Source organism: Arhodomonas aquaeolei DSM 8974 (assembly GCF_000374645.1).
Taxonomy (GTDB): domain Bacteria; phylum Pseudomonadota; class Gammaproteobacteria; order Nitrococcales; family Nitrococcaceae; genus Arhodomonas; species Arhodomonas aquaeolei.
The window spans coordinates 60,988-83,604 of sequence record NZ_KB894810.1 but is presented as its reverse complement, the minus strand read 5'-3'; the positions used below and the strand labels follow the sequence as shown (position 1 = coordinate 83,604).

The following is a 22,617-nucleotide window of genomic DNA, read 5'->3' as shown; positions in this document are numbered from 1 at the left end:
GGGCATGACACACGCTCAATCACGACTGACCTTCACCGCCTCCGGCGGCGAGCGGCTGCGCGGCCGCCTGCGGGTCCCGGGCGACAAGTCCATCTCCCACCGGGCGGTGATGTTCGGGGCCCTCGCCGAGGGCGAGACCGTCATCGACGGCCTCCTCGAGGGCGAGGACGTGCTCGCCACCCTGGCCGCCTTCCGCGCCATGGGCGTGGCCGCGGAGGGTCCGGACAGCGGCGCCCTGCGGCTCGCCGGGGCAGGGCTCCACGGCCTGGGCGCGCCGGCGGCGGCGCTGGACATGGGCAACTCGGGCACGGCCATGCGGCTGCTCTGCGGGCTGCTCGCCGGTCAGGCCTTCGATACCACGCTCACCGGCGACGCCTCGCTCACTCGCCGGCCCATGCGCCGGGTGACCGCGCCCCTCGCGGAGATGGGCGCGCTGATCGAGACCGCGGAGGGCGGCACCGCGCCGCTCACCGTGCGCGGTGGCCGCCGGCTGCACGGCATCGATTATGCGCTGCCCGTCGCCAGCGCCCAGATCAAGTCCGCGCTGCTCCTCGCCGGCCTCTACGCCGAGGGCGAGACCCGCATCAGCGAGCCCGCGCCCTGCCGGGACCACACCGAGCGCATGCTCGCCGGCTTCGGCTATCCGGTGCGGCGCGAGGCGGGCACCGTGACCCTCGCCGGGGGCGGCCGGCTGACGGCGACGCCGGTGAGCGTGCCGGCGGACGTGTCCTCCGCGGCGTTCTTCCTGGTGGCGGCGAGCATCACCCCGGGCTCCGATCTGATCCTGGAGCACGTCGGCATGAACCCGACCCGCACCGGCGTGATCGAGATCCTGCGCCTGATGGGTGCGGACATCACCGCCGTGCGCGAGGACGTGGTCGGCGGTGAGCCGGTGGCGGACCTGCGCGTGCGCCATGCGCCGCTGCACGGCATCGACGTGCCGGCGCGCCTGGTGCCGCTTGCGATCGACGAGTTCCCGGTGCTGTTCGTCGCCGCCGCGGCGGCGAGCGGCGAGACCCGCGTCACCGGGGCGGAGGAGCTGCGGGTGAAGGAGAGCGATCGCATCGCGGTGATGGCCGAGGGGCTCGCCGCCCTGGGGGCCGACGTCACCGCCACGCCGGACGGCATGATCGTGCGCGGCGGCCGCGGCCTCACCGGCGGCCGGGTGCATGCCCACGGTGACCACCGTGTTGCCATGTCGTTCGCGGTCGCCTCCCTGATGGCCCGGGATGCGGTGGTGATCGACGACTGCGCCAACGTGGCCACCTCCTACCCCACCTTTGCCGCTGAGGCGCGCGCCGTTGGTCTGATGCTGGCCGAGCAGTGGCATACGCCGGAGGCAACATGAGCGAGTCCGTGCCCGTTATCGCCCTGGATGGCCCCGGCGGCTCCGGCAAGGGGACCATCGCCCGCCGCCTCGCGCACAGCCTGGGCTGGCACCTGCTCGATAGCGGCGCGATCTACCGTGTGCTCGCCCACGCGGTGGTCCGCGATGGTGTCGATCCCGCCGACGAGGCCGCCGTGGTGGATCTCGCCCGGCGCATCCATATCCGTTTCGCCAGCGGCGAGACCGACTCCAGCGTGTTCGTTGACGGCGAGGACGTGACCGCCGCCATCCGCACCGAGGACTGCGGCGATACGGCCTCGCGGATCGCGGCACTGCCGGCCGTGCGCGAGGCGTTGCTGCAGCGCCAGCGCGACTTCCGCCAGCCCCCGGGGCTGGTCGCGGACGGCCGCGATATGGGGACGGTGGTCTTCCCGGATGCCGTGGTGAAGGTCTTCCTCACCGCGTCGGTGGACGAGCGCGCCCGCAGACGCTATAAACAGTTGATAGACCAAGGGCTTGGTGCTAGTCTTCGCGGTCTTGTAGAGGAGATCGCCGCGCGTGACCGGCGCGACGCGTCCCGCACGGTGGCCCCTCTCGCCCCGGCAGAAGATGCCGTTGTGCTCGATACGACCGAGCTCGACGTCGATCAGGCCGCCGAGGCGGTGATGAGCCAGGTGCGTCGCTGGCAGCAGCGCCGCTGAACCCGACCCCTGGAGACTCGACAAGAAAGTGGGAGCGACCCCCGTAAACCGGTGGGGGCCGCTTCCCGTATGTATGGCAACAACTTGACTGGTTACGGTCTGGGATCAACTCATCCATGAGCGAAAGCTTTGCTGAACTGTTCGAACAGAGCCTTTCGAACACCGACATGCGCCCCGGTGCGATCGTCAACGGCACCGTGGTGGCAATCGACGGTGACGACGTCATCGTCAACGCCGGCCTCAAGTCCGAGGCGGTCATTCCCCTGGAGCAGTTCATCGACGACGAGGGCAACGTCGAGGTCGAGGTGGGCAGCGAGGTCGAGGTCGCGCTGGACGCCGTCGAGGACGGCTTCGGCGAGACGCGCCTGTCCCGCGAGAAGGCCAAGCGTGCCCGTGTCTGGAAGAAGCTCGAATCCGCCTACGAGGCGAGCGAGACCGTGACCGGCCAGATCAGCGGCAAGGTCAAGGGTGGCTTCACCGTGGACCTGGGCAACGTTCGCGCGTTCCTGCCCGGCTCGCTGGTGGACATCCGTCCGGTGCGCGACACCACCTACCTCGAGGGCAAGGACCTCGAGTTCAAGGTGATCAAGCTCGACCCCCGGCGCAACAACGTGGTGGTCTCCCGCCGCGCCGTCGTCGAGGAGGAGTACAGTGCCGAGCGCGAGGCGCTGCTGGAGAAGCTCCAGGAAGGCCAGGTGCTCCCGGGCATCGTCAAGAACCTCACCGACTACGGTGCCTTCGTGGACCTCGGCGGCATCGACGGCCTGCTGCACATCACGGACATGGCCTGGCGTCGCGTCAAGCACCCCTCCGAGGTGGTCAACGTCGGCGACGAGATCCAGGTCAAGGTCCTCAAGTTCGACCGCGAGCGCAATCGCGTCTCCCTGGGCCTCAAGCAGCTTGGCGAGGATCCGTGGGAGAACATCGCCGGCCGCTACCCCGAGGGTGCGCGCGTCAACGGTCGCGTGACCAACATCACCGACTACGGTGCCTTCGTCGAGATCGAGGAGGGTGTCGAGGGTCTCGTCCACGTCTCCGAGATGGACTGGACCAACAAGAACGTCAACCCGGCCAAGGTCGTGGCGATCGGTGACGAGGTCGAGGTCATGATCCTCGATATCGACGGTGAGCGCCGCCGTATCTCGCTGGGCATGAAGCAGTGCCAGCCCAACCCCTGGGACGAGTTCGCCGCCCAGTACAACAAGGGCGACCGGGTCGCCGGGGCGATCAAGTCCATTACGGACTTCGGCATCTTCGTGGGTCTCGACGGCGGGATCGACGGCCTCGTGCACCTCTCCGACCTGTCCTGGAACGACGCCGGCGAGGAGGTCGTGCGCCAGTTCAAGAAGGGCGACGAGGTCGAGGCCGTGGTCCTCTCCGTGGATCCGGAGCGTGAGCGCATCTCCCTCGGTATCAAGCAGCTGGAGCAGGATCCGCTGTCCAGCTGGGTCGCCGAGCACCCGAAGGGCAGCGTCGTGACGGGCACCGTCATCGAGGTGGACGCCAAGGGCGCCACCATCCGGCTGGCCGAGGAGGTCGAGGGCTATCTGCGTGCCTCCGATCTCGGTCGCGACCGGGTCGAGGATGCCCGCCAGGTGATCAGCGAGGGCGACGAGGTGGAGGCCAAGTTCACCGCCGTCGACCGCCGCAACCGCATGATCAACCTGTCGGTCCGCGCCAAGGACCAGCAGGAGGACCGCGAGGCCGTGGAGGACTTCGGCCGGCCGTCCAATGCGGGCACCACCGCGCTCGGTGATCTGCTCAAGGAGCAGATGCAGAACAAGGACCACGAGTAACGCGGCCGCGGGGCCGGGGGGTCGCTCATGCCGTGGGCGACCTCCCGGCCTTTCTGATTGGGGGCTCCGCTGCGTCCGTGGCGGATCAGGCTTGCTGGTAGAACGATGACCAAATCCGAGCTAATTGACCTCATTGCCGATCGTCAGCAACACCTCCCCCACAAGGATGTCGAGCTGGCGGTCAAAACCCTGCTGGAGCAGATGAGCGAGGCGATGGCCTCGGGGCAGCGGATCGAGATCCGCGGTTTCGGCAGCTTCGCGCTGCACCATCGTCCCCCGCGCATCGGCCGTAACCCCAAGACGGGGGATCCGGTCGCGCTGCCCGGCAAGTACGTTCCGCATTTCAAGCCGGGCAAGGAGATGCGTGAGCGGGTGAACGACGGCAGCGACCACCCCATTCGCGAGTGACCCGGCGACGCCGTATCGGGCGGGGCCGCTTCGCCCCGCCGGCGTGACTCCCGTCATGGCTTGCTTCAGAATGTCCGCACCTCCCCGGACTCCAGCTGCATGAAGGGACCTGCACACCGATGCGACGTCTAGTGCTATTCATCCTCGCCCTCGCCGTGATCGCCCTCGGGCTGAGCTTCGCCATGCTCAACGCCGGGGACGCCCAGGTGAACTACTACTTCGGTACCGCGACCATGCCGCTCTCCCTGTGGCTGGCGGTGACGTTGCTCGGCGGCGCCGTGCTCGGGGCGGTTTCCACGACGGCACTGATCGTGCGCCAGCGCCGCGAGCTCGCCCGTCTGCGCCGTGAGGCGAAACAGGCGCGTACCGAGGTGGACGAGCTGCGCAAGCTGCCGCTGCGCGACAACCCCTGACGATGCTTGAGCTGCTGTGGCTGCTGTTGCCGGTCGCGGCCCTGTCCGGGTGGGTGATCGGCCGGCGTGACGCCGGAGGCGGTCAGCGCGGTCGCCGCGCGAGCTTCTCGCCGGAGTACTTCCGCGGCCTCAACTTCCTCCTCAACGAGCAGCCGGACAAGGCCATCGAGGTCTTCACCCGGATGGTCGAGGTGGATTCCGACACCGTGGAGACCCACCTCGCCCTGGGGAACCTCTTCCGCCGGCGGGGCGAGGTCGACCGTGCGATCCGCATCCACCAGAACCTCATCGCGCGGCCGTCGCTGGAACGCGGCCAGCATGCCTACGCCATGCTGGAGCTCGCCAAGGATTACATGAGCGCCGGGCTCCTCGATCGGGCCGAGGCGATCTTCGGTGAGGTCGCCGAGCTCGATGACCACGCAGTCACCGCGCTGCGCCATCTCCTGGATATCTACCAGCAGGAGCGGGAGTGGGAGGAGGCCGTGCGGGTCGCCCAGCGCCTGGCGCGGGTGACCGGCGAGGATCTCGGCGGGCGCTGCGCCCAGTTCTGCTGTGAGCAGGCCGAGGAGGCGATGCGTCGCGGTGACAGCGACGACGAGGTGCGCGGCCTGCTCAAGCGCGCGCTCGGCTTCGATCCCACCTGCGTGCGCGCAAACATGCTCCGCGGTGACCTGGAGCGCAGCCGCGGCCATGTCCGCGCCGCCGCCCGGGCCTATCGCCACGTCCAGAACCAGGACCTCGACTACCTCCCCGAGGTGCTGCCGCCGCTGGAGGCATGCTATCGGGAGCTGGGCCAGCTCAACCGCTTCCGGCGGTTCCTCTACCGGACCATGCATGCCTACGACGGCGCCTCCGTGGTAATGAAGCTCTCCGAGCTCATCGCCGAGGCCGAGGGGCGCCAGGCGGCGGTGGAGTTCATGGCCTCCCAGCTGCGGCGCCGGCCCTCCGTGCGCGGGCTCAACCGGCTCATCGAGCTCAACATCGACGACGAGGACCCGGACCGGCGCCGCCAGCGCGACCTCCGCGTCCTTCATCAGCTCTTCCAGGCGCTGATCGGCGACCGCCAGCCCTACCGGTGCGAGCGCTGCGGCTTCGCCGCCCGGCAGCTGCACTGGCAGTGCCCGAGCTGCCGCGCCTGGAGCACCATCAAGCCCGTCAAGGGGCTGCAGGGGGAGTAGCATGGACAAGGCGGAAACGCCGCGGATCATCGTCGCGCTGGACTTCGACGATGTCGCCGCCGCCGAGACGCTGGTCGCCTCGCTGCCGGTCGGCCGCTGTCGGCTGAAGGTTGGCAAGGAGCTGTTCCTGCGCGCCGGTCCCGAGGTGGTGCGGCGCTGGAGCGTCGCGGGCTGGGACGTGTTCCTCGACCTCAAGTTCCACGATATCCCCAACACCGTGGCCGGCGCCTGCCGGGCCGCCGCCGATCTGGGCGTGTGGATGGTCAATGTCCACACCCTCGGCGGTCCCGCCATGATGGAGGCCGCACGTGCCGCTGTGGACGCCGGCGGTCACGCCACCCTGCTTACCGGCGTCACCATCCTCACCAGCCACTCCGACGCCGACCTCGAGCGCATCGGTATCGCCGGGCCGGTGGATGCCGCGGTGAGCCGGCTCGGCGGCCTCGCCGTTGAGGCGGGGCTGGACGGTGTCGTCTGCGCCGCACGGGAGGCGGCGGCCATGCGCGCGCTGGGCGGGCCGGCCTTCCGCCGCGTGACGCCGGGCATCCGCCCGGCGGGGGCCGCCGCCGGCGACCAGAGCCGGGTGATGACGCCCGCGGCGGCGCGCGCCGCCGGGGCCACGGACCTGGTCATCGGCCGCCCCATCACCCGCGCGGCGGACCCGCCGGCCGCCCTGGCGGGCGCCGAGGCCGAGCTGTCGGGCGCCGGCGACAAGCCGGGTTTGTGATCGCCGTCCGCCGCGGGGTAAGCTCTTTCGTCACCGCGTGATCCGCACGCGGTGGCATCCCCGGCGATGGGAGTCATCGCCATCAGGGAACCCCGAAACCAAGGAGGGCTTTGCCATGAAACTGCTCAAGACCGCCCTGTGCGCGGCCGCACTCGCTGTGGCGCCCGCGGTGTTCGCCGCGGCCATCAACCTCAACGAAGCGGACGCGGAGGCGCTGCAGCGCCTCGACGGCATCGGCCCGGTCAAGGCGGCGGCCATCGTCGACTACCGGGCGGCCCACGGGCCGTTCGAGTCCACGCAGGGGCTGACCGCGGTGGACGGCATCGGTGAGACGACGCTGGAGGGCATTCGCGAGGACGTCACCGTCCGGTGACACCCGCCGCCCTGCGGCGTTTGCGGCCGCGCCTCCCGGCGCGGCCCTCTTGTGCGCCCCCGGCGGTCGGTGTATCGATAGGCGCCATCCCCCGCACGGGGCCCGCAACCAGGAATCGAGCACTATGACGCGACGCATCCGCAAGGCCGTATTTCCCGTCGCCGGGCTGGGCACGCGCTTCCTGCCCGCGACCAAGGCCAATCCCAAGGAGATGCTGCCGGTGGTGGACAAGCCGCTGGTGCAGTACGCCGCGGAGGAGGCCGCGAAGGCCGGGATCGAGACCCTGATCTTCGTGACCGGGCGTAACAAGCGCAGCATCCCGGACCACTTCGACAAGGCCTACGAGCTGGAGACCGAGCTCGAGGCCAAGGGCAAGCACGACCGCCTGAAGCAGGTGCGCGAGATCCTGCCCAACGGCGTGGCGGTGGTCTATATCCGCCAGTCCGAGGCCCTGGGCCTGGGCCATGCCGTGCTCTGCGCTGAGCCCATCGTGGGCGACGAGCCCTTCGCCGTGATCCTCGCCGACGACCTCATCGACGACCCGGAGGGTAGCGGCTGCCTGGCGCAGATGACCCGGCAGTACGACGCCCAGGTGGCGAGTATCCTCGGCGTGCAGCGGGTACCCGAGGCGCACACCGACCGATACGGCATCGTCGACGCCTCGCCGGTGGCCGAGCGCCTGAGCGAGGTGCGCGGCATCGTCGAGAAACCCGCGCCGGAGGCCGCCCCCTCGACCCTAGGCGTGGTCGGGCGCTACATCCTCAACCCGGCGATCTTCAACAAGCTTCGCCAGACCCGGCCCGGCGCCGGCGGCGAGATCCAGCTCACCGACGCCATCGCCGCGCTCATGCGCGACGAGCCGGTGTTCGCCTACGAGTTCCGCGGCACGCGTTACGACTGCGGTGACAAGCTCGGCTACCTGCAGGCGACGGTGGAGTACGCCCTCAAGCACCCGGAGCTCGGCGCGCAGTTCCGCGAGTACCTGGACGAGCTCCACCAGCGCGGTCACTGAGCCGTCGACCTCGTGTCGACGGCAGCGACCGCCAACGGTGTGCGCACTGCCCTGGGGGAGCGCCGCCGGCGGTTGCCGCGCTATGCGTCCTGATCCATCCGCCACGCCGTCCCCCGCCGGACGGCGTCGGCCCTGCCTGAAGATGGCTTTGCTCGTCGACCACGCCGTCGTGCGGTGCGTTTCCCCGACAGGGAGCGGGCTGGCACGGGCGGTGTGAGGCAATGCCCTGTAGCCGGAATCGGCGGATTCGGGGCTCCTGCTCATCGGTTCCTGGTTGCCGATGCCACCGCGCGGGACTCCCTGGAGCGACGTTTCAACGCCGGCCTTCGGCCTTTCACCTGAAAGCAAAATGCCATCGAAGTGAAACCTGCCGTCTCTAGACTCGCCCTCGATCTGACGGGCGGTGGCGCCCGTGCGTCTACCCATCCCCCAGGAGCAGGAGCGATTGATGTTCAAGAAGATGATCGGCGCGCTCGGGATCGCGGCGTTGGCGGTGGGCCAGGCCCATGCCGCCATCCAGATCCAGTGGTGGCACGCCATGGGCGGTGGAACCACCGGTGAGAAGGTCCAGCAGTATGCGCAGGCCTTTAACGAGAGCCAGGACAAGTACGAGATCAAGCCCGTCTACAAGGGCACCTATACCGAAACGATGACGAGCGCGATCGCCGCCTTCAGGGCCGGCGAACAGCCGGCGATCGTGCAGGTCTTCGAGGTGGGTACGGCCACGATGATGGCGGCCAAGGGGGCCGTCTACCCGGTCCACCAGCTCATGGCGGACGCCGGCGTGGACTGGGACCCGTCGGATTACCTGGACGCCGTGAAATCCTACTACACCACGCCGGACGGCAAGCTCCTCTCGCTGCCCTTCAACAGCTCCACCCCGGTGCTGTTCTACAACAAGGACGTCTTCGAGCAGGCCGGGCTGGACCCGAACAACCCGCCGAGCACCTGGGCGGCACTGGAAGACGTCTCGCGCAAGATCATCGACAGCGGTGCCGCCGAGTGCGGGTTCACCACCGGCTGGCAGAGCTGGGTGCAGCTCGAGAACTTTGGCGCCTGGCACAACCACGCCATCGCCACCCGGGCCAATGGCTTCGAGGGCCTGGACACCGAGCTCAAGCTCAACGATGACCTGTTCGTGGATCACATCCGCCAGCTCAAGGAGTGGCAGGACGAGAACATCTTCGCCTACGGCGGCCGCCGCGGCGATCCCAACCCGCTGTTCTACACCGGCGAGTGCGCGATGCTGATGAACTCATCCGCGTACTACGGCTCGGTGAAGGGCGAGACGGACTTCGACTTCGGCATGACCTTTCTGCCCTACCGGGGCGACGTGGAGGCGGCGCCGCAGAACTCCATCATCGGCGGTGCGACGCTCTGGGTGCTGCGTGGCCAGGACCCGGAGGTCTACGAGGGCGTCGCGGAGTTCTTCAAGTACCTGAGCTCGCCCGACGTCCAGGTCGACTGGCACGAGTCGACGGGCTACGTGCCGATCACCTACTCGGCGTACGAGCGGGCGAGGGGAGAGGGGTTTTACGACGAGAACCCGGGCGCGGACATCGCCATCAAGCAGCTGACCTACAACGAGCCGACCCCGGCATCGAAGGGCCTGCGCCTGGGCAACTTCGTGCAGATCCGGGACGTGCTCAACGAGGAGCTGGAAGCGGTCTGGTCGGGGGAGAAAGGCGCCCGCGAGGCCCTCGACAGTGCCGTGGAGCGCGGCAACGCGCTGCTGCGCAAGTTCGAGCGTACCGCCCGGTAGCGCAGTCGGGGAAACGGCCCCGCCCGCGGGCGGGGCCGGAGCGGGTTGCAAATGCAAAAGCGCGTCGGTTTCGACAGATGGGCCCTGCCCTACCTGCTGGTCCTGCCCCAGCTCGCGGTGACGCTGGTCTTCTTCATCTGGCCGGCGAGCGAGGCGCTGTGGCAGTCGATGCTGCGGCAGGACCCGTTCGGGCTGTCCACGGAGTTCGTCTGGTTCGAGAACTTCGTGGAGCTGTTCCACGATCCTGCCTATCTGCATTCGTTCGGGCGCACGATCGTGTTCAGCGCCTCGACGACCTTCCTGTCCATGGTCGTGTCGCTGCTCATGGCAGTGGCCGCCGACCGGGTGATGCGGGGCGCGAACACCTACAAGACGCTGCTCATCTGGCCCTATGCCGTGGCGCCGGCGATCGCCGGGGTGCTGTGGTGGTTCATCTTCAACCCGAGTATCGGGATCGTGGCCTACGCCCTCTCCGTGCTGGGGGTCGACTGGAATCACTACAACAACGGCGCCCAGGCCATGCTGCTGGTCGTGATCGCGGCGGCCTGGAAGCAGATCAGCTACAACTTCATCTTCTTCCTCGCCGGACTGCAGGCCATTCCGCGCTCGCTGATCGAGGCGGCGGCCATCGACGCCGCGGGGCCGGTGAAGCGGTTCTGGACCGTGGTCTTCCCGCTGCTCAGTCCCACGACGTTCTTCCTGCTGGTGATCAACGTCGTCTACTCGTTCTTCGAGACTTTCGGCATCGTGCACGCGACGACCTCCGGTGGCCCGGCCGCGGCCACCGAGATCCTGGTCTACAAGGTCTACAAGGACGGCTTCATCGGCCTGGACCTCGGTAGCTCCGCGGCCCAGTCGGTCATCCTGATGGCCATCGTCATCTCGCTGACAGTGGTCCAGTTCCGCTACATCGAGCGGCGGGTGGCGTACTGATGCCCCGCGGCCACCACGACGGTGCGGTGGCCACCCCGTCGTCCAACGTCCCGCTATAACGCTCGGGCCCCGAAACATGGTCGAGAATCGCCGCTGGCTCAACCTGCTCACCCACGCCGTGCTGCTGCTCGGCCTCGCGGTCGTCGCATTGCCCCTATGGATGACCTTTGTGGCGTCCACGCTCGGTCCCGGCGAGCTGATCAATCCGCCGATACCGCTGCTGCCGGGCAGCCACCTGCTCGCAAACTACGGCGAGGCACTGTCCAGCGGCATGGCGCGGGCGGGCGGCGTTCCGGTGGGGACCATGCTGTTCAACAGCCTGGTGATGGCGCTCGGCATCGCCGTGGGCAAGATCGCGATTTCCGTCATCTCCGCGTATGCCATCGTCTATTTCCGGTTCCCGTTCCGGATGACCGTCTTCTGGCTGATCTTCGTGACTCTGATGCTCCCCGTGGAGGTGCGTATCGTGCCCACCTTCCAGGTGGTGAGCAGTCTGGGGATGCTCAACAGCTACGCGGGCCTGACGATTCCCCTCATCGCCTCGGCCACGGCGACGTTCCTCTTCCGGCAGTTCTTCCTCACCGTGCCGGACGAGTACCTGGAGGCGGCGCGCATCGACGGCGCGGGGCCGATTCGCTTTTTCCGCGACATCCTGTTGCCACTATCGCGCACGAACATGGCGGCGCTATTCGTGATTCTTTTCATCTATGGCTGGAACCAATACCTGTGGCCGCTGATCGTCACCACCGACGAGCACCTCTACACCATCGTGATGGGGATCAAGGGGATGGTGACGGTGAGCGACGAGGAGCCGAACTGGCCGATCGTGATGGCCACGTCCATGCTCGCGATGCTGCCCCCGGTGGCAGTGGTCATCGCCATGCAGCGGCTGTTCGTCAAGGGACTGGTCGACACGGAGAAATAGGCGGGACACATGGCTGAACTGCATCTCAACGGGGTACGCAAGGTCTACGCCGGCGGTGTCGAGGCGATCCGCGGCGTGGACCTCGAGGCCGAGGACGGCGAGTTCGTCGTCATCGTCGGCCCGTCCGGCTGCGGCAAGTCGACGCTCCTGCGGATGGTCGCCGGGCTCGAGCGGACCAGCGAAGGCGAGATCCGGATCGGGGAGCGGGTGGTCAATGACCTCGAGCCCGCGCAGCGGGACATCGCGATGGTGTTCCAGAATTACGCCCTCTATCCCCACATGAGCGTTTTCCGGAACATGGCCTACGGCCTGAATAACCAGGGGCGCCCGAAGGAGGAGATCCTGGAACGCGTGCAGCGCGCGGCGCGCATGCTCCAGCTGGAGGGGCTGCTCGAGCGCAAGCCGAGGCAGCTCTCCGGCGGCCAGCGCCAGCGCGTGGCGATGGGGCGGGCGCTCGTGCGCGACCCCAAGGTCTTTCTCTTCGATGAGCCCCTCTCGAACCTGGACGCCAAGCTGCGCGTGCAGATGCGCGTCGAGATCAAGGCGCTGCAGCGTGGGCTCGGAACGACGGCGATGTACGTCACCCACGACCAGGTCGAGGCGATGACGCTGGCCGATCGACTGGTGGTCATGAACGGTGGCGTCGCCGAGCAGATCGGACGGCCGCTGGATATCTACCAGAGGCCGGCGACCCGTTTCGTGGCGGGCTTCATCGGTTCCCCTTCGATGAACTTCCTGACCGCCGCAGTGGCCGCGGATGGCCGCAGCCTCGAGCTGCCCGGTGAGCTGCGGGTGCCGCTGTCCGCCCGCGCCGGGCCGACGGCCGGGCGCCAGGTTACCGTCGGCGTGCGTCCGGAGCACCTGCATCTGTCCCCGGGTAGTGGGCCAAGGCTGACGCTCAGCGTCGGGCTCATCGAGCTGCTGGGCGCGGAAACCGTTGTCTACGGGCATCCGGCGGGCCACGAGGAGGCGGTCACGCTGCGTGTTCAGGGCGTCCCGGAGGTCACAGAAGGACAGGACCTCGAGCTCGGCCTCGACCCGGCGCACGTCCACCTGTTCGACGCCCGCACCGGGCGGAGCCTCAGCCATCCGGACGACGGGGGCGCCGTATGATCGCCGATCGCGTCATCGCCCACAGGGGCGCCTGAGCGAAACGGACGTGCCTCGGGTGCGGGCCGGCGGGCTGGATGCCTACGCCTGGACGCCGAATGATCCCGTCGCGGCGGCCCTCTGGGGCTGGGGCGTGAGCGGGGTGATCACCGATCGCCCGGGGGCCTTTCTGGCTGGCCGGAGCGGGGAGGCATGAAGCCCTCCCCCGCCAGGACGCCATCCTGGAGGCACTGCAGCGCAGTGACAGTGGTGAGCTGTCGGTGGATTGGCTGGCCGAACGCTTCGCTCTCAGCGCGCAGACGATCCGCAAGGACCTCAACGAGCTCTGTGAGCTGGGGCTGGCACGGCGCCTCCATGGGGGCATCGGGTCGCCCCCCACTACGCACAACGCCCCCGTCGACGCCCGCCGCATGGTCAACGCCGGCGTCAAGGAGCGCATTGCCCGCGCGGTCGCCGAGCTCATCCCGGAGGGCGCCTCGGTTGCCCTCGGTATCGGCACGACCGTGGAGCTGGTGGCGCGTCATCTCACGGCACGGCGAGGGCTCCGCGTCATGACCAACAACCTGGGCGTCGCGGGCGTGCTCTCGCGGGTCCCGCAGGTCGAGGTCTACCTGGCTGAGGGCCGCCTGCGCCACGGTGACTGGGACGTGCTCGGCGAATCCGTCTCGGCGTTTTTCGCGCATTACTTCGTGGACGTCGGCGTCGTCGGCTGCGGCGGCCTCGACATCGCCCACGGGGTGCTCGATTTCGAGCCCGAGGAGGCGGCCGTCAGCGGCGCCATCCTCGCCCACAGCCGCATGCGCGTCCTCGCTGCGGACGCCAGCAAGTGGGGGCGTCGTGCCATGTCCCGTGTAGTGCCACTGGACGGGGTCGACGTGCTCGCCACGGACCGCCTGCCCGCGGGCGTGGCGCCCGGCGACAGCGGCCCGCGCCTGCAACTGGCGGGGAAGACAGCGGCATGACCGCGTCGACCCTGCCCGGGCCCGCGGTGCTTGCCGATATCCACGTGGTGCTCACGAATGTCGACGATACCCTCACGCGTCATGGTCGACTGGCAGCCGAGACCTTGACGATGCTGCACCGGCTCGCCGAAACTGGTGTGCACGTCATCCCCGTAACCGGCGGCTGCGTCGGTTGGTGTGACCACATCGTGCGGGCATGGACGGTGGCGGCGGTGATCGGCGAGAACGGTGCCTTCAGCTTCCGGCGGCGCGGTGCGGCAGTGCCTCTGGAAATCACTCGAGGCGGTGCGTGCGGACCAGCAGCGCCTGCTCGGGATCGCCGGCGACGTGGTCGCTATGGTTCCCGGCGCGCGACTGGCCGCGGACCAGACCTATCGGCTCGTCGACATGGCCGTGGATCACGCCCAGGACATGGCGCCACGGTCGCGGGCGGAAATCGCCCGGATCATCACAACCTTCCATTCGGCAGACGCCCGCGCCCAGGCCAGTTCCATCCACGTGAACGCCTGGTTCGGGACGCACGACAAGGCCAGCACGGCCGAGCGCCTGCTCGAGGAGGTGTTCGGCGTGGTGGGTCCAGCGGGATAACCGGGTGCTCTTCGTCGGTGATGCACCCAACGACGAGCCCATGTTCCGGCGGTTTCCCAACAGCGTCGACGTGGCGAACGTACGCCCGCACCCTGGCGGACGGACCCATTGCCCGCGCTGGATAACCGCGGCCTGCCACGGTGGTGGGTTCTGCGAGGTCGCGGAGAGACTGCTCAACAGTCATGGTTGAGTTCAGGGCGGGATGGCGGGGTCGGTAGCGGCCGGGATGCGCCCATGGGATCGACTTCGCCAGTCCCGGGGCACGGAAAGGCTCGAAGTGCATCCTGCTCCCGCATCCCCCATCTTTCGGATCCGTGCTGTCGCCGAGCGGTGTGTCATGTCCGCAATCGCCGGTTTGCTGAACGTCGCCGCACACGACGGACAGGTGTGTGCACGCGCTGCTGGACGACGGGGAGTGTCCGCCTGACGTGGCAGAGCGTCTCCGGCAGGCGCTCCCCAATGACAGGGACGCGCTGTCTCCCGGGCGATCGAGCAGACCCGTATCGAACGGGCCGTGAACACGTCTTCGCGAGCGGATTCTGGAGACCTTTGCGGATGCCGTCGGCCTGCACCTGGTGCTGCGCAAGAGGAACCAGAACAGGGGCAGTCGCGGGCCGAATCGTGGCGTGATACCGCATGTGCCGCCGCCCGGGGCATCGACATCGATACCGCGGATTTCGACTGCCTGCATGCCATCCCGCACATCGGGCCCGAGCGGGCGCAGGCGATCATCGGCAGGCGTCCGCTCGAGGGTATCGAGCAGCTCACCGCCCTCGGCGGTATCAGCCCGAAGCGGCTGCAGAGATTCGGGATTTCGGCGTGACGGGCACCGAGGGTGACGGCCGAGCGGGAGGTCTGCGCGCTGTGCCTACCCGTGGATCCCGCGTCCGCAGGGAAACGTCTCGATTGCGGGGAAGGCTTTGGGGGGACCAGGGGCTTCGTGCGAGCCCCTGTGGAATTTGGCTCCCCGGGACGGATTCGAACCGCCGACCCAGTGGTTAACAGCCACTTGCTCTACCGCTGAGCTACCGGGGAATGGCGTTAGCCGTGAGCTGCGTATTGTAATGGCCGCGCCGGTGGCGTCAATACCCGCGGCCCTCAGAGGGCCTCCGCCAGGCAGCGTTCGATCCGGTCCACGGCCTCGCTCAGGCGCTCCTCGCTCGTGGCGAAGGAGAAGCGCAGCCGCCCGGGCAGGCCGAAGGCGGAGCCGGGTACCACCGCGACCTCCGCGTGTTCCAGCAGCCACTCGGCGAGCGCCGTATCGTCGCCGACCTGCGGCAGTTCGCGGATCAGCCGGCGGCAGTCCGGGAAGCAGTAGAACGTGCCCTCGGCGGGGCGGCAGCGCACGCCGGGCAGGGCGTCCAGGCGCGAGACGAGCAGGTCGTGGCGGCGCCGGAAGGCCTCGCGCATGGGCGCGATCGCCTCGCCGCCGTGCTCCAGGGCGGCGAGGGCCGCGGCCTGGGAGACGCTGCTGGCGCAGGAGGTGGACTGGGACTGGACCCGTGCCATCGCGGTGATCACCGGCGCCGGGCCGGCGGCGTAGCCGATCCGCCAGCCGGTCATGGCGTAGGCCTTGGACACGCCATTGATCACCACGGTCCGCTCGCGCAGCGCCGGGCAGGCGTTGACGATGTTCGCGAACGGCGCGCCGCCCCAGTGGATGTGCTCGTAGATGTCGTCGCTGGCGACGAGCACGTCCGGATAGCCCTGCAGGACCTCGCCCAGGGCGGCCAGCTCGTCGCGGGTGTAGGCGATCCCGGTCGGGTTGGCGGGGCTGTTGAGGATCAGCAGCCGGGTGCGGTCGCTGACCGCGGCATCCAGGGTGTCCGGGGTAAGGCGGAAGTGCGTGCGCTCGTCGGTCTCCACGATCTCCGGCACGCCGTCGACTAGGCGCACGATGTCCGGGTAGGAGACCCAGTACGGCGCCTGGATGATGGCCTCGTCACCGGCGTCGAGGACGGCGGCGGCGAGGTTGTAGAGGCACTGCTTGGCGCCGGTGCTGACCATGACCTCGTCGCGCCCGTAGTGCAGGCCGTTTTCGCGCGCCAGCTTGGCGGCGACGGCGTCGCGGAGCGCGTCCGTGCCCGGGACCGGGGTATAGCGGGTCTCGCCGGCGCGGATCGCCGCGACCGCCGCCTCCCTGATAGGCTCGGGGGTGTCGAAGTCGGGCTCGCCGGCGCTCAGGCCGATCACGTCGCGGCCGTCGGCCCGTAGTGCCGCGGCCCGCGCGGTCACGCTCATGGTCGGCGACGGCCGCACCCGCTGCACCCGTCGTGCGAGTTGAAACGCCAAGATCCACCTCCACCTGTACCGGCACACACGCGGGTAGCGCGACGCCGCCGTCCGGCGGCGACACGCCGCACCGGGTCCGTTACCCGGCATAATGCCGGGGATGATACGCCAACGGCCAACGGAGGCCGAAATCCCCTATGGCTGATGAATTCGTCCTGAATTCCGATTTCGAGCCGGCCGGCGACCAGCCGGCGGCCATCGAGACCCTGGCAGAGAGCCTGGAGGACGGGCACCTGGACCAGACCCTGCTGGGCGTGACCGGCTCCGGCAAGACCTTCACCATGGCGAGCCTGATCGCGCGCGAGCAGCGCCCGGCGGTGATCCTCGCGCCGAACAAGACGCTCGCCGCGCAGCTCTACGGCGAGTTCAAGGCGTTCTTCCCCGACAACGCCGTGGAGTACTTCGTCTCCTACTACGATTACTACCAGCCCGAGGCCTACGTGCCCGCCTCGGACACCTATATCGAGAAGGACGCCTCGGTGAACGAGCACATCGAGCAGATGCGCCTGTCCGCCACCAAGGCCATCCTGGAGCGGCGGGACACCATCATCGTCGCCTCGGTGTCCTCGATCTACGGCCTCGGCGACCCGCAGGCCTACCTGTCGATGGTGCTGCACCTCTCCCGGGGCGAGCGCATCGACCAGCGCCAGATCCTGCGCCGGCTCGCGCAGCTGCAGTACCGGCGCAACGATCAGGACTTCTCCCGTGGCACCTACCGCGCCCGCGGCGACGTCATCGACATCTTCCCCGCGGAGTCCGACGAGGAGGCGGTGCGCGTCGAGCTCTTCGACGACGAGATCGAGCAGCTTGCCTGGTTCGACCCGCTCACCGGCGAGGTCCTGCGCCGGGTGCCGCGGCTGACGATCTATCCCAAGACCCACTACGTCACTCCCCGCGAGCGACTGATCGCGGCGGTGGAGGACATCAAGGTCGAGCTGCGCGAGCGCCTCGACGAGCTCAAGGGGGCGGGTAAGCTGCTCGAGGCCCAGCGCCTGGAACAGCGCACCCTGTTCGACCTGGAGATGATGCAGGAGCTCGGCTACTGCAACGGCATCGAGAACTACTCGCGCTACCTCTCCAGTCGCGCCGCCGGCGAGCCGCCGCCGTGCCTGTTTGACTACGTGCCCGAGGACGCGATCCTGTTCATCGACGAGTCCCACGTCACCGTGCCCCAGATTGGCGGCATGTACCGGGGCGACCGCGCGCGCAAGGAGACGCTGGTGGAATATGGCTTCCGGCTGCCCTCGGCGCTGGACAACCGGCCGCTGAAGTTCGAGGAGTTCCGCCGGCTTCAGCCGCAGTCCATCTACGTCTCGGCCACGCCGGGGCCGTTCGAGGCGCGCCACTCCGCGGTCACCGCCGAGCAGGTGGTGCGGCCCACCGGCCTGGTGGACCCGGCCATCGAGCTGCGCCCGGCCTCCACCCAGGTCGACGACGTGCTCTCCGAGATCCACGAGCGCACCGAGGCCGGCGAGCGCACGCTGATCACCACGCTGACCAAGCGCATGGCGGAGGACCTCACCGAGTATCTCCACGAGCACGGGGTGCGGGTGCGCTATCTCCATTCCGATATCGATACCGTCGAGCGCGTCGAGATTATCCGCGACCTGCGCCTGGGGGTGTTCGACGTGCTCGTGGGCATCAATCTGCTGCGCGAGGGCCTGGATATCCCCGAGGTCTCGCAGGTGGCGATCTTCGACGCGGACAAGGAGGGCTTCCTGCGCGCGGAGCGTTCGCTGATCCAGACCATCGGCCGGGCGGCGCGCAACGTCCACGGCCGGGCGATCCTGTACGCAGACGCGGTCACCGACTCGATGCGCCGGGCCATGGACGAGACCGAGCGCCGACGTGAAAAGCAGCTCGCCTTCAACGACGAGCACGGCATCACCCCGCAGACCATCCGCAAGGCGGTGGCGGACGTGATGGAGCGCGGGACGCCCGGTGCACCGGATACACCCGAGCACTTCGCCGAGGAGACGGACTCGGCGCTGCCGTATGCGAGGCTCTCCGCCGCAGAGGCGGTGAAGGAGATCAAGCGCCTGGAGCGGGAGATGCACGAGCATGCCCGCAACCTGGAGTTCGAGGAGGCCGCGAGGCGACGCGACGAGATCCGGCGGCTGGAGACCCGTGCCCTGGGCGAGCCGGACCGCCAGAGTGCGTGAGTGTCGGTGTACGTAGTCCGGCGTATTCCTTACCCGTGCGTCTCCGCGCTATAACGCCGCCGTGACCGGTTCGGGGTGCCCGGGCCGGGCAGGGCAACGACAAGGAGCAGGCCTTTTGAGTAGCCACGCCAAAGAGACCGCCGCGCAGACCGGTTACTTCTTCCAGCCGGGCAAGTTCCACGATCCCGCAGTCACCGCGGACGGTGAGCCGCGCGCCCACGTGGCCCTGCGGCGCCTGGAGACCCTGTGGTTCAACACCGGCACCCTGTGCAACCTGACCTGCCGCAATTGCTACATCGAGTCCTCGCCCCGCAACGACCGTCTGGCCTATATCCGCCACGACGAGGTCGTCGCCTATCTCGACGAGATCGAGGCGCAGGGCATGGGCACGGCGGAGATCGGTTTCACCGGCGGTGAGCCATTCATGAACCCGGACATGCTGGCCATGCTGGAGGCGGTACTCGCCAGGGGCTACCGGGCGCTGGTGCTCACCAACGCCATGCGCCCGATGATGAAGCACGCGCAGGCCCTGGCGGCGCTGAATGCCCGTTACGGCGAGCGGCTGGCGATGCGCGTGTCCATGGACCACTACACCCCAGAGTGGCACGAGTGGGAGCGGGGCTCGCGTACCTGGCGCCCGGCAATGGACGGCCTGCGTTGGCTCTCGGCGGAGGGCTTCAATATCGCCGTTGCGGGGCGGCTGTTCTCCGGTGAGACGGAGGCCGTGGTCCGTGCCGGCTTTGCCGCGCATTTCGAGCGCGAGGGCATTGCCATTGATGCCGGCGATCCCGCGGCGCTGGTGCTGTTCCCGGAGATGGACACGGCCGTGGACGTGCCCGAGATCACCGAGGGCTGCTGGTCGAAGCTCGGGCGCTCGCCGGACAGCGTCATGTGCGCCGGCTCGCGCATGGTGGTCAAGCACCGCGGCGCCGAGCGCCCGTCGGTGGTCGCCTGCACGTTGCTGCCCTACGACCCCGGTTTCGAGCTCGGCGGCACCCTGGCCGAGGCGGCCGGCGAGGTGGCGCTGAACCATCCCTTCTGCGCGCAGTTCTGCGTGCTCGGCGGCGCGAGCTGCAGCGCCGGCGACTGAGCCGGCGCGCTGCCGCCGCGTCCGTGCGCCCCGCGGGTCCCCCGGGGCACGCGTCGGGCTGCGTCATTCACGAGACCGTGGCGCGATGTCCGCCGTGCGAGCGCGGGGCGGGGGCAGCTTCCCGTGCAGGTGCGTCACGGATCCTTTTGCAGGTCGAGCGACGACCCCGGTGCGGATCGGGGAGCGTATGCCGTTCAGGGGGTGCCACCCGGGCGGGTGTCGGGGCCGCCGGTGCGAGGGCATGGCGGTCCCGTGACGAGCGGGCCGCCGGGGTATGGCCCCGATGGCCCGCATGCGGCGGGGCGGGTCAGAACGCCGGCACGACCGCGCCGTCGTACTTGCGCTCGATGAAGTCCGCCACCGCCTGGCTGGTGAGCGCGTCGGCGAGCTTCTGCACCGCCTCGCTGTCGCGGTTGTCCTCGCGGGTCACCAGCACGTTGACGTAGGGGGAGTCCGCGCCCTCGATCGCCAGCGCGTCCTCCGTCGGGTTGAGGTCCGCCTCCAGCGCGTAGTTGGTGTTGATCAGCGCCAGGTCCACCTGGTTGAGCACGCGGGGCAGCATGGCCGCCTCCAGCGCCTGGAACGTCAGGTCCTTCGGGTTGGCGGTGATGTCCTGCGGCGTGGCCAGGATGCCCGCCTCGTCGGAGAGCCCGATCACGCCCGCCTTCTCCAGCAGCAGCAGCGCCCGCCCGCCGTTGGTCGGATCGTTGGGGATGGCAACGGTCGCGCCGTCCGGGAGGGCGTCCAGGGAGTCGACCTCGCTGGAGTAGGCGCCGAAGGGCTCGATGTGCACGCCGGTCACCGGCACGAGCGAGGTGCCGCGGCCCTTGTTGAATTCCTTGAGATAGGGCGTGTGCTGGAAGTAGTTGGCGTCGATGCGTCCCTCCGCGACCTGCACGTTGGGCTGCACATAGTCGGTGAACACACGGATCTCGAGGTCCACACCCTCCTTCGCGAGGCGGGGCTTGATGAACTTCAGGATCTCGGCGTGGGGCACCGGTGTTGCCGCGACGCTGAGGGTCTCGGCACCGGCGCTGGCGAACGGGGTCGCGAGGGCCACGAGGGCGATCAGGAGCAGACGTTTCATGGGGGTCCTCCGTGTCGGTGTATCCGGATAGGGGATGGCTCAGCGGCGGCTGAAGTACAGCACCAGCCGGTCGCCGAGCATCTGCAGCAGCTGCACGAGCACCACCAGCAGGATGACGGTGACGATCATCACGTCGGTCTGGAAGCGCTGGTAGCCGTAGCGGATGGCCAGGTCGCCGAGGCCGCCTCCACCGACCACGCCGGCCATCGCGGCGTAGGAGACCAGGGTAATGGCGGTGACGGTGACCCCGGCGATGATCCCGGGCAGGGCCTCCGGGAGCAGCGCGCCGAAGACGATCTGGGGCGTGGTCGCGCCCATGGCCTCCGCCGCTTCGATCACCCCGCGGTCGACCTCGCGCAGCGAGGTCTCCACCAGGCGGGCGAAGAACGGTGTGCCCGCCGCCACCAGCGGCGGGATCACGCCGGCCACGCCCAGCGAGGTGCCGACGATGAGCACCGTCACCGGGATCATCACGATCAGCAGGATGATGAACGGCACCGAGCGCAGCACGTTCACCACGAAGGAGACGACGCCGTAGACCGCCGGCTGCGCCAGCGGCTGGCGCTTGCCGGTGAGGAACAGCAGCACGCCCAGGGGCAGGCCGAAGGCGACGATGAACAGCAGTGAGCCGCCCACCATCAGCGCCGTGTCCCAGGTGGCGCTGCCGAGCTCCCACCACTGGACGTTGGGCAACAGCTCGTTCATCAGCCCGCTCATCGCCGGACCACCTCCACGTGCACGTCCTCGGCGTCGAGCCGGCGCAGCGCCTCGTCCACGTCACCGCCGACCATGGAGAGCGTGAGCTGGCCGTAGGGGGTGTTGCGGATGTGGTCCACCCGGCCGGAGAGGATGCTGAAGTCCACGCCCGTCTCCCGGGCGAGCTCGCCGAGGATCGGGGTGTAGGTGGCCTCGCCGCGGAGCGTGAGCTTGATGATGCGCCCCTCGACGTTGTGGAAGTCGTCCCGCCGCTCGTCCTCGTCCACGTGCTCGCGCTCGAAGACGAACCGGCGGCTCGTCGGGTGCCGCGGGTGGAGGAAGACCTCGGCGGTGTCGCCGCTCTCCACCACGGCGCCGTCGTCCATCACCGCGACGCGGTGGCAGATCCGGCGGATCGCGTCCATCTCGTGGGTGACCAGCACCACGGTGATGCCGAGCTCCTCGTTGAGGTCGGCGAGCAGCTGCAGCACGGACTGCGTGGTCTGCGGGTCCAGCGCGCTGGTGGCCTCGTCGCAGAGGAGGATGCCCGGTCGGCAGGCCAGCGCGCGGGCGATGCCCACGCGCTGCTTCTGGCCGCCGGAGAGCTGCGCGGGGTACTTGTCTGCCTGGCCGGCGAGCCCGACGCGCTCGAGCAGGGAGTCGACGCGCTCGCGGATCTGCCCGCGACTGTAGCCGCCCGCGAGCTTCATGGGGAAGGCGACGTTCGCGCGCACGCTCTTCGAGGAGAGCAGGTTGAAGTGCTGGAAGATCATCCCCGTCTCGCGGCGCAGGGTGCGCAGGCGCTCGTTGCGGTAGTCGGTGACGTCGCGGTCGTTGACCCGCACCCGCCCGCTGCTCGGCCGCTCGATGAGATTGATCATCCGTAGCAGCGTCGACTTGCCCGCACCGGAGTGGCCGATGATGCCGAAGACCTCGCCGGGGCGGATGTCCAGGGAGACGTCCCGGAGTGCCTCGATGCGGCGGTCCTCGATCTCGTATGTCTTGTCGATACCCTGGAATTCGATCACTGCGTCATCGATGGGCTGAATGTTGATGGGTTATAAAAACGGTATCA

22 protein-coding genes and 1 tRNA gene are annotated in these 22,617 nt (G+C 68.9%); 18 read left to right on the top strand and 5 right to left on the bottom strand.

Translation table 11 applies throughout. The features are described from left to right. The first annotated feature begins 4 nt into the window (after nucleotides 1–4). The 16 genes from aroA (at nucleotide 5) to C516_RS21695 (ending at nucleotide 15,038) form a co-directional block, all read left to right on the top strand. Nucleotides 5–1,348 carry a 3-phosphoshikimate 1-carboxyvinyltransferase gene (gene aroA, locus C516_RS0111750; protein ID WP_018718590.1) on the top strand — a complete coding sequence of 448 codons (1,344 nt, stop codon included), beginning with the start codon at nucleotides 5–7 and terminating at the stop codon, nucleotides 1,346–1,348. Next, nucleotides 1,345–2,028 carry a (d)CMP kinase gene (gene cmk, locus C516_RS0111745; RefSeq protein ID WP_018718589.1) on the top strand — a complete coding sequence of 228 codons (684 nt, stop codon included), beginning with the start codon at nucleotides 1,345–1,347 and terminating at the stop codon, nucleotides 2,026–2,028. Before aroA ends, cmk begins: the two co-directional genes overlap by 4 nt. Before the next feature lie 116 nt (nucleotides 2,029–2,144). Beyond that, nucleotides 2,145–3,824, top strand: coding sequence for a 30S ribosomal protein S1 (rpsA, locus tag C516_RS0111740; RefSeq protein WP_018718588.1), 1,680 nt, complete (start codon nucleotides 2,145–2,147; stop codon nucleotides 3,822–3,824). 105 nt (nucleotides 3,825–3,929) lie between these two features. After that, nucleotides 3,930–4,232 carry an integration host factor subunit beta gene (locus C516_RS0111735; protein WP_018718587.1) on the top strand — a complete coding sequence of 101 codons (303 nt, stop codon included), beginning with the start codon at nucleotides 3,930–3,932 and terminating at the stop codon, nucleotides 4,230–4,232. A 119-nt stretch (nucleotides 4,233–4,351) separates the two neighbouring features. Then, complete coding sequence (locus C516_RS0111730) at nucleotides 4,352–4,645, top strand: LapA family protein (RefSeq protein WP_026321136.1); 294 nt, start codon at nucleotides 4,352–4,354, stop codon at nucleotides 4,643–4,645. 2 nt (nucleotides 4,646–4,647) lie between these two features. Continuing rightward, nucleotides 4,648–5,823 (top strand): lipopolysaccharide assembly protein LapB, encoded by a 1,176-nt coding sequence (gene lapB, locus C516_RS0111725; RefSeq protein ID WP_018718585.1) that lies wholly within the window; start codon nucleotides 4,648–4,650, stop codon nucleotides 5,821–5,823. 1 nt (nucleotide 5,824) lies between these two features. After that, the gene (gene pyrF, locus C516_RS0111720; RefSeq protein ID WP_018718584.1) at nucleotides 5,825–6,550 is read left to right on the top strand and encodes an orotidine-5'-phosphate decarboxylase; all 726 of its coding nucleotides are present in this window, start codon (nucleotides 5,825–5,827) and stop codon (nucleotides 6,548–6,550) included. Between the two features lie 115 nt (nucleotides 6,551–6,665). After that, nucleotides 6,666–6,923, top strand: coding sequence for a ComEA family DNA-binding protein (locus C516_RS0111715; protein WP_018718583.1), 258 nt, complete (start codon nucleotides 6,666–6,668; stop codon nucleotides 6,921–6,923). 124 nt (nucleotides 6,924–7,047) lie between these two features. Further along, nucleotides 7,048–7,935 (top strand): UTP--glucose-1-phosphate uridylyltransferase GalU, encoded by an 888-nt coding sequence (gene galU / locus C516_RS0111710; RefSeq protein ID WP_018718582.1) that lies wholly within the window; start codon nucleotides 7,048–7,050, stop codon nucleotides 7,933–7,935. Between the two features lie 448 nt (nucleotides 7,936–8,383). Then, a complete protein-coding gene (gene ugpB / locus C516_RS0111705; RefSeq protein ID WP_018718581.1) occupies nucleotides 8,384–9,697 on the top strand; it encodes a sn-glycerol-3-phosphate ABC transporter substrate-binding protein UgpB in 1,314 nt (437 codons plus the stop codon). 51 nt (nucleotides 9,698–9,748) lie between these two features. Continuing rightward, nucleotides 9,749–10,630 carry a sn-glycerol-3-phosphate ABC transporter permease UgpA gene (ugpA, locus tag C516_RS0111700; protein WP_018718580.1) on the top strand — a complete coding sequence of 294 codons (882 nt, stop codon included), beginning with the start codon at nucleotides 9,749–9,751 and terminating at the stop codon, nucleotides 10,628–10,630. Between the two features lie 76 nt (nucleotides 10,631–10,706). Then, a complete protein-coding gene (gene ugpE / locus C516_RS0111695; RefSeq protein WP_018718579.1) occupies nucleotides 10,707–11,555 on the top strand; it encodes a sn-glycerol-3-phosphate ABC transporter permease UgpE in 849 nt (282 codons plus the stop codon). Nucleotides 11,556–11,564: 9 nt separating this feature from the next. Beyond that, a complete protein-coding gene (locus tag C516_RS0111690; protein WP_018718578.1) occupies nucleotides 11,565–12,668 on the top strand; it encodes a sn-glycerol-3-phosphate import ATP-binding protein UgpC in 1,104 nt (367 codons plus the stop codon). A 149-nt stretch (nucleotides 12,669–12,817) separates the two neighbouring features. Continuing rightward, entirely contained in the window at nucleotides 12,818–13,627 is an 810-nt protein-coding gene (locus tag C516_RS0111685; protein WP_156831227.1) for a DeoR family transcriptional regulator, read from the top strand. Between the two features lie 228 nt (nucleotides 13,628–13,855). Beyond that, nucleotides 13,856–14,215, top strand: a complete 360-nt coding sequence (locus C516_RS20555; RefSeq protein ID WP_156831226.1) for a hypothetical protein — start codon at nucleotides 13,856–13,858, stop codon at nucleotides 14,213–14,215. 514 nt (nucleotides 14,216–14,729) lie between these two features. Further along, on the top strand, nucleotides 14,730–15,038 hold the full coding sequence (locus C516_RS21695) for a ComEA family DNA-binding protein (protein ID WP_169509150.1): 309 nt from the start codon (nucleotides 14,730–14,732) through the stop codon (nucleotides 15,036–15,038). Nucleotides 15,039–15,175: 137 nt separating this feature from the next. On the opposite strand, the gene C516_RS0111675 is transcribed toward C516_RS21695, so the two are convergent. Beyond that, nucleotides 15,176–15,250, bottom strand: a tRNA-Asn gene (locus tag C516_RS0111675). A 63-nt stretch (nucleotides 15,251–15,313) separates the two neighbouring features. Continuing rightward, the gene (locus C516_RS0111670; protein ID WP_205599749.1) at nucleotides 15,314–16,507 is read right to left on the bottom strand and encodes a pyridoxal phosphate-dependent aminotransferase; all 1,194 of its coding nucleotides are present in this window, start codon (nucleotides 16,505–16,507) and stop codon (nucleotides 15,314–15,316) included. Between the two features lie 137 nt (nucleotides 16,508–16,644). On the opposite strand from C516_RS0111670, the gene uvrB reads away from it, so the two are divergent. Next, the gene (uvrB, locus tag C516_RS0111665) at nucleotides 16,645–18,669 is read left to right on the top strand and encodes an excinuclease ABC subunit UvrB (protein ID WP_018718574.1); all 2,025 of its coding nucleotides are present in this window, start codon (nucleotides 16,645–16,647) and stop codon (nucleotides 18,667–18,669) included. 115 nt (nucleotides 18,670–18,784) lie between these two features. After that, nucleotides 18,785–19,759, top strand: coding sequence for a radical SAM protein (locus C516_RS0111660; protein ID WP_018718573.1), 975 nt, complete (start codon nucleotides 18,785–18,787; stop codon nucleotides 19,757–19,759). A gap of 307 nt (nucleotides 19,760–20,066) precedes the next feature. Here C516_RS0111660 and C516_RS0111655 read toward each other — a convergent pair whose 3' ends face one another. Genes C516_RS0111655 through C516_RS0111645 form a run of 3 tightly spaced genes read right to left on the bottom strand, consistent with a single transcriptional unit; the run spans nucleotide 20,067 to nucleotide 22,570 of the window. Next, nucleotides 20,067–20,846, bottom strand: coding sequence for a MetQ/NlpA family ABC transporter substrate-binding protein (locus tag C516_RS0111655; protein WP_018718572.1), 780 nt, complete (start codon nucleotides 20,844–20,846; stop codon nucleotides 20,067–20,069). A 39-nt stretch (nucleotides 20,847–20,885) separates the two neighbouring features. Continuing rightward, on the bottom strand, nucleotides 20,886–21,563 hold the full coding sequence (locus C516_RS0111650; RefSeq protein ID WP_018718571.1) for a methionine ABC transporter permease: 678 nt from the start codon (nucleotides 21,561–21,563) through the stop codon (nucleotides 20,886–20,888). Beyond that, nucleotides 21,560–22,570, bottom strand: a complete 1,011-nt coding sequence (locus C516_RS0111645; RefSeq protein ID WP_018718570.1) for a methionine ABC transporter ATP-binding protein — start codon at nucleotides 22,568–22,570, stop codon at nucleotides 21,560–21,562. Before C516_RS0111645 ends, C516_RS0111650 begins: the two co-directional genes overlap by 4 nt. Nucleotides 22,571–22,617 lie beyond the last annotated feature (47 nt).